Below are 17,007 nucleotides of genomic sequence, written 5' to 3'. Positions count from 1 at the left end.
CGATCTGACCGAACAATCGAAACGGGCGCGCCGACAGGTCGCGCCCGCTTTCATTTTCTGGTCAAGCCAGCTGCACTTCGAGATCGAAAAATGTCCGCTGAGCCGCTGAAGACACTGTTCCATCCGTTCGAGGCGGAGGCTGTTTCCTTGCCGCGTAAGGGCGAGCGTGTCCTCTTTCTGGGCGCTGAGCCGGGCTTCCGCCTGCCCGAAGGTTTTGATGCAGCACTGCATCTTGTGCAAGGCTTCCGGCCGCACTTTCGCGCGCTGCAGGCGGCCGGTTTCACCGTCACGCCGCGCCTGGAGGGCGAAGGTTTCGATGCGGCATTGGTGCTTGCCGGCCGCCATCGCGGGCAGAACGAATTGCGCATCGCCGAGGCGATTGAGCGTGTGCGGCCGGGCGGATCGATTGTCGTTGCCGGCGCCAAGGACGATGGCATTGCCAGCCTGCGCAAGCGCATCGACGAGCTTGTGCCGCTCGACGGCCATTTGCCGAAACATCACGGCATCGCCTTCTGGTTTCATCGACCTGCCGATGCTGCGGTCGCGGCAGCGCTTCGCGCTGCCAATCCCGCCCTTCTGGTCGAGGATCGGTTCCGCACCGCACCAAGCATGTTTTCTTTCGATAAGATCGATGCAGGTTCGAGATTGCTGGTCGACAATCTCCCCGGCGACCTGCGTGGCAGCGTTGCCGATTTCTGCGCCGGCTGGGGCTATGTGGCGGCCGAGGTCGCCGCCCGCTCACCTGGCATATCGGCGCTCGATCTCTACGAGGCCGAGTTCGATGCGCTGGAGGCGGCGAAAGGCAATATCGGCAATACAGCGGCGGAACCCGGTTTCTTCTGGATCGATCTTTTGAGCGAGCCGGTCGAGCGGCGCTATGACGCCATCGCCATGAACCCGCCCTTCCATCGCAGCCGGGCGGCCGAGCCGGAGATCGGCGCCGGCATGGTCCGCGCCGCGGCAAAGGCGCTGAAGCCGGGCGGTCGGCTGTTCATGGTGGCGAACCGCCAGCTTCCCTACGAGCCGGTGCTGGCGGCCGCCTTCTCCAGCCATGCCGAGATTGCCCGCGACCGCATGTTCAAGGTTTTCGCGGCGCGCCGCTGAAGGCTGGTTCACGCGGACAACGGCATCTTCTGCGGCCGAAATTAAATTACTCTCGTCCGCTGTCGGTCCGCTTCAGCTCGTCGAGCGCCGGCATCGAGACGATGTGGTAGCCGGAATCGACATAGTGGATTTCGCCGGTGACGCCCGACGACAGGTCGGACAGCAGATAGAGCGCGGAACCACCGACTTCGTCGATGGTCACTGTGCGGCGCAGCGGCGAGTTGCGCTGCTGGTAGGAAAACATGTGGCGTGCGTCGGAAATCCCGGCGCCGGCCAGTGTCCGCACCGGTCCGGCGGATATGCCGTTCACCCTGATGCCGCGCGGGCCGTAGTCGTTGGCGAGATAGCGGACGCTGGCTTCAAGCCCGGCCTTGGCGACGCCCATGACGTTGTAGTTCGGCATGACGCGGACCGAACCGGCATAGGTCAGCGTGATCATCGAGCCGCCGTCCCTCATCAGCGCGGCCGCATGACGGGCGACCTCGGTGAAGGAATAGCAGGAGATGACCATAGTGCGGACGAAATTTTCGCGGCTGGTGTCGGCGTAAAGGCCTTTCAGCTCGTTCTTGTCGGAAAAGCCGATGGCGTGGACGACGAAGTCCAGCCCGCCCCAGGCCTCGCCCAAGGTCTCGAAGGTAGCGGCAACCGATGCGCTGTCCTCAACGTCGCAAGGCACGACCAGCGAGGAGCCGAGCTTGTCGGCGAGCGGCTTGACCCGGCGCCCGAAGGCTTCGCCCTGATAGGTGAAGGCGAGTTCCGCCCCATGTTCGGACAGTTTCCGGGCGATGCCCCAGGCGATCGAATGGTCGTTGGCGACACCCATGACAAGCCCGCGCTTGCCCTTCATCAATCCGTCCATGGTCGGCTGTCCTTATGCGGAATAGCGCTGGAAAATCAGCGTTGCGTTGGTGCCGCCGAAACCGAACGAGTTGGACAGGACGGTGTCGATCCTGGCATCGTCGATGCGCTCTCGCACGATCGGCATACCCTCGAATTCCGGATCGAGCTGCTCGATGTGGGCGCTCTCGCCGATGAAGCCGCCTTGCATCATCAGGATCGAGTAGATCGATTCCTGCACGCCGGCCGCACCCAGCGAGTGGCCGGTCAGCGATTTCGTCGAGGTGATGAACGGCATGTTTTCGCCGAACACCTCGCGGATCGCGCCCATCTCCCTGGAGTCGCCGACCGGCGTCGAGGTGCCGTGCGTGTTGATGTAGTCGACCGGCGAAGAGACTGTCGCCAGCGCCTGCCGCATGCAGCGCACCGCGCCTTCGCCCGAGGGCGCCACCATGTCGAAGCCGTCGGAGGTCGCGCCATAGCCGACGACCTCGGCGTAGATCTTGGCGCCGCGCGCCTTGGCGTGCTCGAGCTCTTCCAGGACCAGCACGCCGGCGCCGCCGGCGATGACGAAGCCGTCGCGATCGACGTCATAGGCGCGCGAGGCAGCCGATGCCCGGTCGTTGAACTTGGAGGACATGGCGCCCATCGCGTCGAACAGGTCCGACATCGTCCAGTCGAGATCCTCATGGCCGCCGGCGAAGACCATGTCCTGCTTGCCCCACTGGATCAGTTCGTAGCCATTGCCGATGCAATGCGCCGAGGTCGAGCAGGCCGAAGAGATCGAATAATTGACGCCGTGGATCTTGAACCAGGTGGCGAGCGTCGCCGAAGCGGTCGACGACATCGCTTTCGGCACCGCGAACGGGCCGATGCGCTTGGGGCTGCCGTTCTTCAGCGTGGTTTCAGCGGCTTCGACGATGGTTCTGGTCGATGGTCCGCCCGATCCCATGACGATACCTGTGCGCTCATTGGTGATGTCGCTCTCGCCAAGTCCAGCGTCCACGATCGCCTGGTCCATGGCGACATGGTTCCAGGCCGCACCTTGCGACAGGAAGCGCATGGCGCGGCGATCGATCAGCGCGGCGGGGTCGAGCGTCGGCGCTCCCCAGACCTGGCAGCGGAAGCCGTGTTCGGCGAAGGAATCGGAGAAGCTGATGCCGGATCTGGCATCATGCAGCGAGGCCTGCACCTCGTTGGCATTGTTGCCGATCGACGACACGATGCCGAGGCCTGTCACTACGACCCGTCTCATTCGCAACTCCTTCCAGCGCATGAACCCGAAACCTGCCGGACCGAAACCTGCCGGACAAGGATGCGCAAATTAAGTTCTACAGCTTCCTTTGCGCCTCCCGCGGACTCGCCGCGCTGCGCAGGCGCCGGTCAGGCGGCGGCCGATTGCTTGGACAGACCCACCTTGAGATCCGTTGCTGCGTATATGGGTTCGCCATCCGCCTTCAGCCAGCCATCGGCGATACCCAGCACCAGCCGGCCGCGCATCACGCGCTTGAAATCCACGCCATATTCTACCTTCTTGACCGACGGCGTCACCATACCTTTGAATTTCACTTCGCCGGTCGACAGCGCCATGCCCTTGCCCGGCTCGCCGAGCCAGCCGAGGTAGAATCCCGTCAATTGCCACATGGCGTCGAGGCCCAGGCATCCCGGCATGATCGGGTTGCCGATGAAGTGGCAGGCGAAAAACCACAGGTCCGGCTTGATGTCGAACTCGGCGCGGATGAAGCCCTTGTCGAAGGCGCCGCCGGTCTCGCTGATTTCGGTGATGCGGTCGAACATCAGCATCGGCGGATAGGGCAGCTGGGCGTTTCCAGGTCCGAACAGCTCGCCGCGGGCGCAGGCAAGCAGTTCCTCGTAATCGTAGCTGGATTTCGAAACCGCCATCAGTCTCCGTCCCCAATAATCGTCCGGGCGGTAGCGCGCCCTTGTCGTTGGTTTCCTAACACAATCTATTTCAGGCCGGAAACCGGCGTTTGCGCTTAACCCGCCCGCCTGCCGGGGTCAATGCGCGCTATTGATCGTGTTCGGCCGACAGAATATATGTCGGGGGATGTCCAGGTTCGGTCAAAGTTGGTTTTTTGCCGTTCTGGACAGGTTTTGAGGCGAAACTTGAGCTTGGACGGATAGATGGATCTGGGCTGCCGGAAGGAAAATGTCGCTGTGGACAAGCGGGTTCGCGAAGCTGGCCTGAGGCCGACGCGTCAGCGCATTGCGCTGGCCGATCTGCTTTTTGCCAAAGGCGACCGCCATCTGTCGGCCGAGGAACTGCACGAGGAGGCGATCGCCGCCGGCGTGCCGGTATCGCTCGCCACCGTCTACAACGCCCTTCATCAATTCACCCAGGCGGGCCTTCTGCGCATCCTGGCCGTCGAGGGGTCGAAGACCTACTTCGACACCAACACCTCCGATCACCATCATTTCTACATTGAGGGCGAAAACAGGATTTTTGACATCGCCAGCGGTCCTGTCACGGTTTCCAACCTGCCGGAGCCGCCGGAGGGCATGGAGATCGCCAATGTCGATATCGTGGTGAGGCTGCGCCCCAAACGCTGCGAGTGATCGGCTCGTCATAAGGCCGCGAGATATCGTTTCGCCGGTATCGGCCTCCGGACTCGACCGGCAAGAAGAGTCAGTCCTTGACCCGTTCGCCGGGATAGGCGCCCCAGACCAGCGACTGGGCGAGCCAGCCGGTGTGGCCACTGAAGGTCATTTCGCACCACTGGCCGTCACAGGACTTGATCGTGCCCATGGCGCCAGGCTCGACGATTGCGACGATGCCGGCATCCTTTTGCGGGTCGTCGAGTAGGTTGATTCGGGCATCTTTGCCGCGCTGCCAGGGTGCTACGATCGCCGTGCGGCGACCTGAAAGCAGCGACTGGTTGATCCAGCCTTCCGAGCCGTCGGCATCGCGCACCCGACGCCAGGTGTCGAATTCCTGGATGATCTCCATCGGCAGGCCGGGTTTCATATACATCCAGTCGACGGAATAGTTGACGCCTGGTCCGACGCGGGAGTTGACGCGGCCGGCTTTCAGGCTGACGAAGCGCGGCAGCGGCAGGCCGCTCGGCCCGAGCGTGACGCTCTGGGTCGGTGCTGCCGCATTCTGTGCCGCCACATCCGGGGAATAAAGCAGAGCGCCGAGAAATGCTGCGCTGAGGGCCAGGCGGAGCGACGCGAAACCAGACACTTTCGTTCCCTTTCGGCGCCGGCTCATCGGCCCTGGCGCCCCTTTTTCTTTGTCTTCGGCGGAACCTCTTGTTACATGGAGAACTGGCACCGCGACCGGCCTGCAGTTTCGCCTGTCTTGGTTAAAGAGGTCTCAACGAGGTCGGGTTCGAGGAAACAATGGTAGGCAGAAAAAGGCCCCTCGTCGTCATCACGCGCAAGCTGCCCGACCCGGTCGAGACCCGCATGCGTGAGCTGTTCGACGCCCGGCTGAATGTCGAAGACCGGCCGATGACGCAGCCGGAACTGGTCGCGGCGGTCAAGGAAGCCGACGTGCTGGTGCCGACCATAACCGATCAAATCGACGCGGCGCTGATCGCCCAGGCCGGCGACAACCTCAAGCTGATCGCCAATTTCGGCAACGGCGTCGACAAGATCGACGTGTCAGCAGCAGCGAAGAAGGGCATTACCGTCACCAACACGCCGAACGTTTTGACCGAAGATACCGCCGACATGACCATGGCGCTGATGCTGGCGGTGCCGCGGCGGCTGGCGGAAGGCGCCAATGTGCTGACCGGCGACAAGAAATGGGCCGGCTGGTCGCCGACCTGGATGCTTGGCCGGCGTATCTGGGGCAAACGTCTCGGCATTGTCGGCATGGGCCGCATCGGCACCGCCGTCGCCCGGCGGGCCAAGGCCTTTGGCCTGTCGATCCACTATCACAACCGCCATCGCGTGCTTGCCGCGGTCGAGGATGAGCTGGAGGCGACCTATTGGGAAAGCCTCGACCAGATGCTTGCCCGCATGGACATCATATCGGTCAATTGTCCGTCGACGCCGGCGACCTTCCATCTGCTTTCGGCGCGGCGGCTGGCGCTTCTGCAACCGTCCGCTTACATCGTCAACACGGCGCGCGGCGACATCATCGACGAGGACTCTCTGGTCAAGCTGATCCAGGACGGCAAGATCGCCGGCGCCGGGCTCGATGTCTACGAGCATGAGCCAGCGCTGAACAGCAAATTACTGAAGCTCGCCGCCAAGGGCAAGGTCGTGCTGTTGCCGCATATGGGGTCGGCGACGCTCGAAGGCCGGATCGACATGGGCGAGAAGGTGATCATCAACATCCGCGCCTTCTTCGATGGCCATCGGCCGCCGGATCGCGTGCTGCCGCTGCGGACGTGACTGGCTACCATCGTAAGTTAGCGTAGGCTTACGAAAGCACCTTGCGCATGGTGATCGAGGTCGGTCGGTCATAGCCACTGTGCGCCGTCCGTTCCGTTTCGCGAAAGCCGAGGCGGGCAAAGGCCGCGTGGTTCCCGGTCAATTCGATCCGCGTCTGAAGCTCGATCGCAGGCTTGCCGCGGTAGCGGGCAAGATTCTCGACAGCTTGCATCAGCCGCCTGGCAATGCCTTGTCCCTGAAAGTCCGGTTCGACCGCGAGCTTTCCGACATAGAAATCGTTGGCCCGCTCCAGGACAAAAACGCAGCCGACAATCCTGCCGCCCTTCAGCGCCGCAAAGCCCGTCTCCTGCCGGGCCTTGTCCCGGAGATTTTCGACCGTGAGCCGATGCGCCGAGGATGGCGGATCGATGACGCCATCCATGGCAGCGAAGGCGCGCATGATCAGCGCCAGCACCTCGTCCCAACGGTCGAAATCGGCCGGAAGCTGCGCGACGGAATCCAGGCTGTCCAAAATCTAGCTGCTCTTGTTCTAGCTGCTCTTGTAGCGGATCGTGTCGAAGCGGGCGGCCAATGCATCGTAAAGCAGCAGCCGGCCGACCAGCGGTTCGCCGATGCCGGCGATCAGCTTGATCGCCTCCATGGCCTGCAGCGTGCCGACGACGCCGGTCAGCACGCCGAGCACGCCGGCCACGGCGCAGGATGGCACCAGGCCGGCCGGCGGTGGTTCCGGGAAAAGATCGCGATAACTCGGATTCGGCCTGCCATCCGTGCCGGTTTCGAACGGTTTCAGCACGGTCACCGAGCCGTCGAAGCGGCCGACGGCGGCATGGACCAGCGGCCGCTTTTCGGCAGCGCAGGCGTCGGCCACCGCATAACGGGTTTCGAAATTGTCGGAGCCGTCGACGACGATGTCATAACCGGCGACAAGGGCAGGGGCGTTGTCCGCCGTCAGCCTGAGATTGTGCAGTTCCACGGCGACGTTGGGGTTGATGCGGGCGATCGCCGCCTTGGCGCTGTCGGTCTTCGCCATGCCGACAGCGCCGGTGCCGTGGATCACCTGCCTTTGCAGATTCGACAGCGAGACGCTGTCGTCGTCGACGATGCCGAGTGTGCCGACGCCGGCTGCGGCAAGATATTCAAGCACCGGCGCTCCCAGCCCGCCGGCGCCGATGACCAGGACCCGAGCCCGCTTCAGTCGCTGCTGGCCGGCGCCGCCGATCTCGGGCAGCACGATGTGGCGGGCGTAGCGTTCGAGTTCTTCGTTGGTGAGCGCGGTGGTGATCATCGCCGGACCATATAGGGGGTGAATAGTGAATAGTGAATAGTGAATGGTGAATAGTGAGTAGTGAGTAGGGAGTAGGGAGTAGCTGGTAGCCGGTAGTGGTGGACAGTGGACAGTGGACAGTGGACAGTGGACAGTGGACAGTGGACAGTGGACAGTGGAGTGAGGGTACACTCACTACCATTCACCATTCACCATTCACCATTCACCATTCACCATTCACCATTCACCATTCACCATTCACCATTCACCATTCATTACCTAACCGCCCCATGATCGACCGTCAAAAACTGCGCGCGTCCGTTGAGACTGGAAAACAGCGCCGCATCGGTCCCGGTCATGAAAGCCTGGCAATTCAGCTCTTCGAGGATCGAGAACAGCGCGGCGCGTCGGCCCGCGTCGAGATGGGCGGCGATTTCGTCGAGCAGCAGGATCGGCGTCATGCCAGACATCTCGCCGGTCAGCCGGGCGTGCGACAGGACCATGCCGACCAGCAGCGCCTTCTGCTCGCCAGTCGAACAGACTTCGGCCGGCATCGCCTTTGGCCGGTGCCGTACCACGAGATCCGACCGGTGCGGCCCGTCGAGCGTGCGCCCGGCGGCGCGGTCGCGATCGCGCGCTTCGGCAAGAGTGCGGCGGAACCGCTCCTCGACATCGACAGCCGCGCTGGTTGCGACCTCGCTTTCCAGTGCGCCGGACAGGCCGATGTCGGCTTGCGGAAACGGACCGGAGCTTGGCAGCCTGTCGATCATGGCGGCGAGCAGGCGCATCAGTTCGGCACGCGCCGCGGCAATCGCCACACCGGTTTCGGCCATTTGCGTCTCGATCGCATCGAACCAGGCGCCGTCGCGCGAGCCTTCGGCAAGCAGTCGATTGCGGCCGCGCATCGCTTTTTCGTAGTCGAGCGCGCGCTGGCCGTGGCCCGGATCGATCGCCAGCACCTGCCGGTCGAGAAAGCGCCGCCGATCTGCGGCCGGCCCGGTGAACAATGCATCCATCGCCGGTGTCAGCCAGACGACGCGCAGCCATTCCAGCATGTCCTCCGCCGAGCGCGCCGCCGCGCCGTTGATCCGCACCCGCCGGCCGCTCTCGGCGGCGTCGCCGCCTGCGATGCCGGTGCCGATCTCGACCGGGCCGTCCGGTCCATCGAGCCGGGCATGGATGGCAAAGCCGCCGTCGCCGCCTTCGCGCGCCACGTCGGCATAAGGCGCACGGCGCAGGCCGCGCCCCGGTGTCAACAGGGAAATCGCCTCCAGCAGATTGGTTTTGCCGGCACCATTGTCACCGGAAAAAACCACCGGGCCGGGATCGAGATCGATCGACAGTGTTGTGTAATTGCGGAAATTGGTAAGCGAAAGCTTACTTATATGAGTCTGCTGTTCGCGCTCAGGCTGCTTCGCAACTCCGGTCATGACAGCAAGATGGCCTCGTTCGGGCCTAAAGCGCGCCGCGTTTGACCGGCCTCATGCGACGCGCTTTAGGTTGTTGTTTTATGCATGTCGTTATCGCAAAACCGCTGCACACTTTTGCGCGACTTGCATCAGACCCGCATCGGCATCAGCACGTAGAGCGTGGTTTCGTCGGCCATGTCGTGGATCAGCGTTGGCGAGCCGGCATCCGCCAGCATGAATTTTGCCTCGGTACCGGTCAACTGGGCGGCGACGTCGAGCAGATATTTGGCGTTGAAGCCGATTTCGATCGCGTCGGACGAATAATCCGCGGCCAGTTCTTCGGTGGCGCTGCCCGAATCCGGATTGTTGACTGCAAGCGTGACCTGGCCTTCTCCAATCGAAAGCTTCACCGCCCGGCCGCGTTCGGACGAAATGGTCGAGACGCGGTCGACGGCGGCGGCGAAACTCTGGCGGTCGATGATCAGCTTCTTGTCGTTGCCGGTCGGGATCACCCGCTGATAGTCCGGGAAGGTGCCGTCGATCAGCTTCGAGGTCAAAACGACGCTGCCGATGGTGAAGCGGATCTTGGTGTCGGACAATTCGGTGGTCACCGCGATATCCGGGTCATCGACGAGCTTTTGCAATTCGCTGACCGTCTTGCGCGGAATGATGATGCCCGGCATGCCTTCCGATCCTGCCGGCGCGTCGATCTCGGCGCGCGCCAGCCGATGGCCGTCGGTCGCTACCGAGCGCAGCTTCAGCTTGCCGTCGGCGTCATGCGTGTGCAGGTAGATGCCGTTCAGGTAGTAGCGCGTCTCTTCGGTGGAGATGGCGAATTGGGTCTTCTCGATCAGGCCCTTGAGCGCGACCGAATCGAGCCGGAAGATATGCGAGAACGATCCGGCCGAAAGCTCCGGAAAATCGGATTGCGGCAGGCACTGGAGGCGGAAGCTCGAGCGGCCCGAGGTCACCGTCATGGCGTTGCCGTCCTCGTCGGTCTTCAGCATGACCTCCGCGCCGTCGGCGAGCTTGCGCACGATGTCGTAGAGCAGGTGCGCCGGAACCGTCGTCGCCCCGCCGCGCTCGACCTTGGCGGGCGTGGCTTCGGTCACCTCCAGGTCGAGGTCGGTCGCCTTCATTTCAAGGGTGGCGCCTTCGGCGCTCAGCAGCACGTTCGACAGGATCGGTATGGTGTTGCGCCGTTCGACCACGCGATGAACGTGGTTGAGCGACTTCAGGAGATTTGACCGTTCCAGGATAACACGCATGACGAAACAGGCTCGCTTGAATGAATGAGCGGATCTCCGGCAAGCGGCAACCCGCGAAAGGTCTGAACAGGCTCAGAATCTGCACAAACTGACAGGAAAAAACCGGTGAACGCAAGCCCGCGCTGCCGCTTCCGGCCGGTTACCCGGGCTTTCCCAGGATAAAACTGGGCAAGCCCGCAAGCCAATGCTCGTCGCCCAAAAGTATGCCCTCGGGTCAGGCCCGGGTCAGGCCCTGGGTCAGGCCCGAGGGTGCGCAGCGGTTTTTGCGGCAACGACGTGCATAAGGACGAAGATAACAAGCGCGTCGCGGCCATCCAGACGCGACACGCCTTTGTTTTTCGGGCCGGTCAGGCCTGGTCGTTGATCAGTCTTCTCAGCAATTCGAGTTCCTGCGCCAGCGTGTTGTCGACGCCTGAAAGATCCTCGATCTTGCGCACGGCGTGCAGCACCGTCGTGTGATCGCGGCCACCGAAACGCCGCCCGATCTCCGGCAAGGAGCGCGGTGTCATCACCTTCGACAGGTACATCGCGACCTGCCGCGGCTTGACGATGGTGCGGGTGCGCCGGTTGGACAGAAGTTCCGTCTTCGACACATTGTAGTGGCGCGCGACGATGCGCTGGATGTCCTCGATGCGCACCCGCTTCGGCTCGCCCGAACGATAGATGTGGCCGAGGATCTCATCGATGCGGTCGATGGTGATCTGCGGTTCGAACGACTGGCGGAACAGGAGCTGGTTGAACGCACCTTCGAGTTCGCGCCCGCTGCCGGTCACCGTGCGGGCGACATGGTTGAGGATCTCCTCCGAGATGTCGAGCGATTGATCGTCGGCCTTGGCGGTGGCAAGGCGCAGCTTGAGCATGCCGATCCGCATGGCGAAATCCGGCGCCGACATTTCGAGCGCGACGCCGCCGTTGAGGCGCGAGCGGACGCGGGGCTCCAGCGATTCCAGTTCCGACGGCGGCCGGTCGGCGGCGACCACCACCTGCTTGGCGCTGTCGAGCAGCATGTTGATCAGATGGCAGAATTCATGCTGGATCGACTTGCCTTGCAGGAACTGCATGTCGTCGATGATGAGGAGGTCGATGTCGCGCAATTGTTCCTTCAGCGTCAGCGCGTTGTTGTCGCGGATCGCGGTGGCAAACCGCCACATGAAATATTCGGCCGTGAGATAGACGACGCGCGATTTCGGATTCTGCTTCAGCGATTCCGCCGCGATCGCCTGCAGCAGGTGCGTCTTGCCCAGCCCCACCGTCGCGTGCAGAAACAGCGGATTGAAGCGCACCGCGCTCGACTGCGATTCCGCCACCGCCTTGGCGGCGGCGAAGGCCACCCGGTTCGACGGTCCTTCGATGAAGGAGCCGAACGTGTAGCGCGGGTCAAGCGGCGAACCGAGCACATTGTGCCGGAACTCGGTCTCGGCAGGCATTCCCGGGCGAGGTGCCGGTACCCGCTCCACCCTGCCGGGGGCCGCTGTTCCCGCGGCCAGCGCCGTTTGCGCCTGCCTGGTCATCTTGCGCGCCGGGGCCACTTCGGGCTCGACGCCGTTGCGCCCCGGGCGGGTAGCGGTGCGCACGACGATCTCGATCTTGAGGATTTCAGGATCCTCGTGTTTCCACAGCTCGGCGATGAGGTCGAGGTAGTGGCCGTTGATCCACGAGCGCAGGAAGGCGGTGGGCACCGAGATACGGACAATGCCCCGGGACGCCTCGGCGACCTTCATGCGCCCGAACCAGCTCGAATAGACTTCGGTTCCTAGACGCGCCTTCAACTGGGCCTTGACCCGGTCGAACTTTTGTTCCGCGTCGATGGAAGCCGACATAGCGTCCCCTCCGGTTAAGGTCCCAGGGAATGGGAGGTCGCCCGTAAGCTCCCTTTCGATGCCGCTCTGCATGATCGAGTTCCTTGTCCTTTTGTACCTTTTTCCGCCGGGAATGCGCCTCCTGCATCCATGTTTCCGGCGACCGTGTCCTCACAGCGACACCATCGCCGCCGCCGGCAGCTGATGTCGCCTCATTGTCGGGGAACCGGCGCCGGCTCCTCGGAGCCAGCCCGCTTTGGTCATGTCAGGGCAATACAATTCCGCCCGGCGAAACGCCGGCGCGTCATTGATCTGCCATGTACAATTACGCCATTCCCCTACCGTATCGAAAAGGCAAACCAAACCCGTACGCGGAGATGATCCGCGTCATGAATTCTGCCATTTTGTGCTGGCCGATTCAGGCTGGGTTAAGGGCCAACGGCCCGTCCCTCTCGATAGACAGACCTTAGCGAAATCGCTGTGGATAGGGCAAGGCCACGACTAACGGATTTTTAAGGAATGTGGTTAGCGCAAACGTGTTCGGAGCCTGCGTTGCACTGGCTTGTTTTGACAAACCCATTGTGATTCAAACCCTTTTCCGGCGAATGTGAAAAAGGCCGCGTCGCGCGAAATTTTATCAAATAATTTTCTTGACAGGCAATTGTCCCCCATCCCTCGCACCCGATGTGAACAAGCTGTGGATGACCGTCTGCAACCGTTTGAAAAATAAAGGCGATTTTCGACAGTTGATATTTTCGCCGTGAACGCTTTGAGCGGCTGCGCCTGTCAGCCGGCATGTATATGCCGGCAAAGCAATTCGAACTTCGAAATCGTGCGGGGTGTTGCTTGCGGGCTTTCTTTTTAAGTACTTGCCGGCAAACGAAAAAACCCGGCACGAGCGGCCGGGTCTGAAAAGGACAAGTTTAGTAAAGGTATATCAGCCCGGATATCCGGGTTAGGCCGACAACACCTTGAGGCGCTGGGCCAGGCGCGACACCTTGCGGGATGCCGTATTCTTGTGCACCACGCCCTTGCTCGCGGCGCGCATCAATTCCGGCTCAGCCACCTTGAAAGCAGCCTGCGCGGCCGCCTTGTCGCCCGAGGCGAGCGCCTCTTCGACCTGGCGGATGTAGGTCCGCACGCGCGAGCGGCGGTTCTTGTTGATCGCCGTGCGGCGGGCGATCTTGCGCGTTGCCTTTTTGGCCGAGGAGGTATTGGCCATGATGCCTCTCTTCTGATCTGGTGGGCGCATGCGGGATGCCGCAAGGCGCAAAAAACAAACGGGCAGCCACAGGGCCGCCTCGGTTGGTGCGGCTTATAGTTCAGCTTTTCCGGCGCGTCAACGCTGCTTCGCCTTCTTTTTGGGCCGCTGCTGTCGCTCGCTCCCGGCTGATGTCGTCGCCATCTACCAGTTCGAGAAATTTGGCTAGCGGTTCGAGAAATTTGGCTTCCGCTTATCGACAAAGGCCGCCATGCCTTCCTTCTGGTCATCGAGCGCAAACAGTGAGTGAAACAGCCGGCGCTCGAACCGCAGCCCCTCGGCCAGTGTCGTTTCATAGGCGCGGTTGACGGCCTCTTTCGCCATCATCACCGACGGCAGCGAAAAATCGGCTATCTTGGCCGCCGCCTTCAACGCCTCCTCGAGCAATTCGCCGGCGGGCACGACACGCGACACCAGGCCGCAACGCTCGGCTTCCGCCGCATCCATCATCCGTCCGGTCAGGCACATGTCCATCGCCTTCGACTTGCCGACGAAACGGGTCAGGCGCTGCGATCCGCCCATGCCCGGCATGACGCCGAGCGTGATCTCGGGCTGGCCGAACTTGGCATTGTCGGCGGCGATGATGAAATCGCACATCATCGCCAGTTCGCAGCCGCCGCCGAGCGCATAGCCGGCCACCGCCGCGATGACAGGCTTGCGCGCCCGGGTGAGCTCTTCCCAGCCGATAAAGAAATCCTGCACATAGGCGTCGACAAAAGAGATCGCCTGCATTTCCTTGATGTCGGCACCTGCCGCGAAGGCTTTTTCGGAGCCGGTGATGACCATCGCGCCGATGTCGGCATTCGCGCAGAAGCCGTTCACGGCCACGACCACGTCCGCCAGGACCTGCGAGTTCAGCGCATTGAGCGCCTTCGGCCGGTTCAGCGTGATCAGCCCTACCTTGCCGCGGGTTTCGACGATAATCGTTTCATAGGCCATGACTGTATCTCCTCACTCGGTCATCTCCTTGCATCAGGCGTCCAACTCACACCCTGGCACCTGGCTTACATCCCCACCTAAGTCACAACTGACAGGTCCGGCAATAGAAGGTGGAACGCCCGCTTTGCACGATGCGCTCTATATGGCCGCCGCAGCCGTGCTTGGGGCAGGCCTCGCCCTCGCGATCATAGACCGCGAACGAATGCTGGAAATAGCCCAGTGACCCGTCGGTCTGCACGTAGTCGCGCAGCGACGATCCACCGGCGGCGATCGCATCGGCGATCACTTCGCGGATTGCTTCGGCCAGTGCGTCGCGCTGCTGTTTGGCCTTCTTTCCAGGCTTTGCGATGGTGCCCGCCTCGCGCAACGGCGACAGGCCGGCGCGCCACAGCGCCTCCGACACATAGATATTGCCGAGCCCGGCGATCAGCCGCTGATCGAGAAGTGCTGCCTTTAGCGGCGACTTCCGGCCTTTCAGCAGCGAGGCGAGCAGCTCGCCGTCCAACGCATTGCCTGTCGGCTCGACGCCAAGCCCCGCCAGCATCGGATGCGTGTCAGGCGCTCCTTCGGAAAACAGCATGAAGCCGAAACGGCGCGGATCGTTGAAGGTCACCCGGGACCGGGCGCCTTGGGGAGAGACGATATGGAAGACCACATGGTCGTGCACCGCGGCCTTCGGGCGCTCATGATAAAACGCGCCCAGCATTTCGCTGCTTTCGGGCGTGTCATCAGACGTTTCGATGCGGAACGAGCCCGACATGCCGAGATGGCAGATCAGCACCGGACCGCCTTCCAGGTGCATCGTCAGGTATTTGGCCCGGCGGCCGAGCGCCGTAATCGTCTTGCCGGTCAGCCTCTCCAAAAAATTCTCGGGAAACGGAAAGCGCAGGTCGGGCCGGCGCGCCTCGACGCGGGCGATGCGGGCGCCTTCCAGAACCGGCTGCAGGCCCCGCCGCACCGTTTCGACCTCAGGCAACTCAGGCATGGCCGCCTATCGCTTTATAGAAGGAGGCGCCGTGACGGCCGCGTGCCAAGCCAAGATGCTCGGCGACGGTTTCACCGATGTCGGCGAATGTCGCTCTCAGCCCGATGTCGCCGCCAAAGCCCGGTCCGGTGCCGATCACCGGAATGCGTTCGCGCGTATGATCGGTGCCGTGCCAGGTCGGATCGTTGCCATGGTCGGCCGTGAGGATGAGAAGGTCGCCTTCCCTGAGCCGTGCAAGCGCCTCCGGCAGCCGCCGGTCGAAGGCCTCGAGCGCAGCGGCATAGCCGGCAACGTCGCGCCGATGGCCGAACTCGGTGTCGAAATCGACGAAATTGGCGAAGACGAGGTCGCCGTCGCCCGCGTCATCCATCGCGCCGAGCGCCTTGTCGAACATCGCCATGTTGCCGGCGGCCTTGCGCACTTCCGAAATGCCGCGATGGGCGAAGATGTCGCCGATCTTGCCGACCGCGATGACCCGGCTGCCGCGCGCCGTCAGCCGGTCGAGCAGGGTCGGTTCTGGCGGCGGCACCGAATAGTCCCGGCGGTTGTGCGTCCGTTCGAAGCTGGCGGCGGTTTCGCCAATGAAAGGCCGCGCGATCACCCGTCCGATGTTCAGGGGATCGACCAGCCTGCGCACCACCTTGCAGAATTCGTAGAGCCGCTCCAAGCCGAAGTGAACTTCATGCGCGGCGATCTGCAGGACGGAGTCGACCGAAGTGTAGCAGATCGGCTTGCTGGTGCGGACATGCTCCTCGCCGTACCGCTCGATGATCTCGGTGCCCGGAGCATGGCAATTGCCGAGAATGCCCGGCACCTTTCCTTCGCGAATGATCGCTTCGGTCAGGTCGGCTGGAAAGGCGGGAACCGTGTCCGGGAAATAGCCCCAGTCGAAGCGGACCGGCAAGGCAGCGATTTCCCAATGGCCTGACGGCGTGTCCTTGCCGCTGGAAATCTCCTGCGCCGCGCCGTGGAAGGCGGAGGCAAGCAGGCCGCCGCTGTCGAAGCAGAATCCTGTCGCGGTTTTCGCCGCGTGCGCCAGGCCGAGCGAGAGCATGTTGGGTACGAAAAGCGGGCCTTTGCGCAGCCCCTCGCGATCCGCCCGGCCTTCCGCGCAGGCTCGAGCGATGTGTCCGAACGTGTTGGAACCGGTGTCGCCATAGCGCTCGGCGTCGGCCGCGCCGCCGATGCCGAAGGAATCGAGAACAAAAAGGAAGGCGCGCGCCATTGCAGGGGATCATTATTATCGTTTGTCTGTCCGCCCAGACATAGGCGGCCGCGCCGCCATTGGCAATTCGGAACCAGACGGCTGTGTGCACATCCGGGCGCGATGGTAGAATTGTCGCCGGCATCGGCGTGGATCGACGAAAACGAGAGGGAACTCACATGCGACATGCAAGGAATCCGCGGCTATCGTGCGCCTGGTGTCAGGCCGATAGCAATGGCGATCGGGCGCCGTCGTTTCAGCAGGCGTCGCAGGTAATGATCGGGCTCCTGCGGGGCCTGAGAAAATAGGTTTCGCCCATCGATATCGAGTTGAAAGCCGAAGTGAAGCCAAGCCGCTTTTCACTGTCCGCCGACCAGGTGATGATCGGCTGGTATGCCAGGTTGCTTTCGACGCGAACGAGAAACGTGCCCTTGACGTTGAGCTGCGGTGCAACCGTGGTGATGGAGTTCTTGGCGGCGCCCGCGCGGGAAGCGCCCCCCCCCCAAATTGGGGGGCCCATTTCCCGCACAGGCGCGACTAGACGCCTCTCCTGTTTCCCCAGAGCAAAAGGT

The 17,007-nt window shown here is 62.8% G+C and carries 16 protein-coding genes and 1 pseudogene; 3 read left to right on the top strand and 14 right to left on the bottom strand.

Annotation, left to right across the window (positions count from 1 at the left end; genetic code table 11):
• Positions 1-90: 90 nt before the first annotated feature.
• A complete protein-coding gene (locus AC0L18_RS02750) occupies positions 91-1,104 on the top strand; it encodes a class I SAM-dependent methyltransferase (RefSeq protein ID WP_473490520.1) in 1,014 nt (337 codons plus the stop codon).
• Positions 1,105-1,150: 46 nt separating this feature from the next.
• Here AC0L18_RS02750 and fabI read toward each other — a convergent pair whose 3' ends face one another.
• From fabI to fabA, 3 genes are all read right to left on the bottom strand, one after another.
• On the bottom strand, positions 1,151-1,963 hold the full coding sequence (gene fabI / locus AC0L18_RS02745) for an enoyl-ACP reductase FabI (protein WP_473490519.1): 813 nt from the start codon (positions 1,961-1,963) through the stop codon (positions 1,151-1,153).
• Between the two features lie 12 nt (positions 1,964-1,975).
• Positions 1,976-3,196: a beta-ketoacyl-ACP synthase I gene (gene fabB, locus AC0L18_RS02740; RefSeq protein WP_473490518.1), complete on the bottom strand. Its 1,221-nt coding sequence runs from the start codon at positions 3,194-3,196 to the stop codon at positions 1,976-1,978.
• 128 nt (positions 3,197-3,324) lie between these two features.
• Positions 3,325-3,843, bottom strand: coding sequence for a 3-hydroxyacyl-[acyl-carrier-protein] dehydratase FabA (fabA, locus tag AC0L18_RS02735; protein WP_023802127.1), 519 nt, complete (start codon positions 3,841-3,843; stop codon positions 3,325-3,327).
• Between the two features lie 243 nt (positions 3,844-4,086).
• Here fabA and irrA point away from each other — a divergent pair, with 243 nt between their 5' ends.
• Entirely contained in the window at positions 4,087-4,518 is a 432-nt protein-coding gene (gene irrA / locus AC0L18_RS02730; protein ID WP_023802128.1) for an iron response transcriptional regulator IrrA, read from the top strand.
• A gap of 70 nt (positions 4,519-4,588) precedes the next feature.
• On the opposite strand, the gene AC0L18_RS02725 is transcribed toward irrA, so the two are convergent.
• Positions 4,589-5,146, bottom strand: a complete 558-nt coding sequence (locus tag AC0L18_RS02725) for an SH3 domain-containing protein (protein ID WP_027151699.1) — start codon at positions 5,144-5,146, stop codon at positions 4,589-4,591.
• 158 nt (positions 5,147-5,304) lie between these two features.
• Between AC0L18_RS02725 and AC0L18_RS02720 the strand changes: the two genes are divergently transcribed.
• The gene (locus AC0L18_RS02720; protein ID WP_023802130.1) at positions 5,305-6,306 is read left to right on the top strand and encodes a 2-hydroxyacid dehydrogenase; all 1,002 of its coding nucleotides are present in this window, start codon (positions 5,305-5,307) and stop codon (positions 6,304-6,306) included.
• Between the two features lie 28 nt (positions 6,307-6,334).
• Here the strand turns inward: AC0L18_RS02720 and AC0L18_RS02715 are convergent, their stop codons facing one another.
• From AC0L18_RS02715 to AC0L18_RS02670, 10 genes and pseudogenes are all read right to left on the bottom strand, one after another.
• Complete coding sequence (locus tag AC0L18_RS02715) at positions 6,335-6,817, bottom strand: GNAT family N-acetyltransferase (RefSeq protein ID WP_473490517.1); 483 nt, start codon at positions 6,815-6,817, stop codon at positions 6,335-6,337.
• Between the two features lie 18 nt (positions 6,818-6,835).
• Positions 6,836-7,591, bottom strand: coding sequence for a molybdopterin-synthase adenylyltransferase MoeB (locus AC0L18_RS02710; protein WP_473490516.1), 756 nt, complete (start codon positions 7,589-7,591; stop codon positions 6,836-6,838).
• 254 nt (positions 7,592-7,845) lie between these two features.
• Entirely contained in the window at positions 7,846-9,000 is a 1,155-nt protein-coding gene (gene recF, locus AC0L18_RS02705; protein WP_473490515.1) for a DNA replication/repair protein RecF, read from the bottom strand.
• 128 nt (positions 9,001-9,128) lie between these two features.
• Positions 9,129-10,247, bottom strand: coding sequence for a DNA polymerase III subunit beta (dnaN, locus tag AC0L18_RS02700; protein ID WP_023802134.1), 1,119 nt, complete (start codon positions 10,245-10,247; stop codon positions 9,129-9,131).
• 347 nt (positions 10,248-10,594) lie between these two features.
• Entirely contained in the window at positions 10,595-12,067 is a 1,473-nt protein-coding gene (gene dnaA / locus AC0L18_RS02695; RefSeq protein WP_023802135.1) for a chromosomal replication initiator protein DnaA, read from the bottom strand.
• A 934-nt stretch (positions 12,068-13,001) separates the two neighbouring features.
• Positions 13,002-13,268 (bottom strand): 30S ribosomal protein S20, encoded by a 267-nt coding sequence (rpsT, locus tag AC0L18_RS02690; protein ID WP_023802137.1) that lies wholly within the window; start codon positions 13,266-13,268, stop codon positions 13,002-13,004.
• Positions 13,269-13,472: 204 nt separating this feature from the next.
• Entirely contained in the window at positions 13,473-14,246 is a 774-nt protein-coding gene (locus AC0L18_RS02685; RefSeq protein ID WP_473490514.1) for an enoyl-CoA hydratase, read from the bottom strand.
• A gap of 82 nt (positions 14,247-14,328) precedes the next feature.
• A complete protein-coding gene (gene mutM / locus AC0L18_RS02680) occupies positions 14,329-15,231 on the bottom strand; it encodes a bifunctional DNA-formamidopyrimidine glycosylase/DNA-(apurinic or apyrimidinic site) lyase (RefSeq protein ID WP_473490513.1) in 903 nt (300 codons plus the stop codon).
• Positions 15,224-16,456, bottom strand: coding sequence for a phosphopentomutase (locus AC0L18_RS02675; protein ID WP_473490512.1), 1,233 nt, complete (start codon positions 16,454-16,456; stop codon positions 15,224-15,226). Before AC0L18_RS02675 ends, mutM begins: the two co-directional genes overlap by 8 nt.
• 235 nt (positions 16,457-16,691) lie before the next feature.
• Positions 16,692-17,007: pseudogene (locus AC0L18_RS02670) on the bottom strand (hypothetical protein); the annotation flags it as partial.

The organism is Mesorhizobium sp. WSM4819 (assembly GCF_055811215.1).
This window is presented reverse-complemented; position numbering and strand designations above follow the sequence as displayed.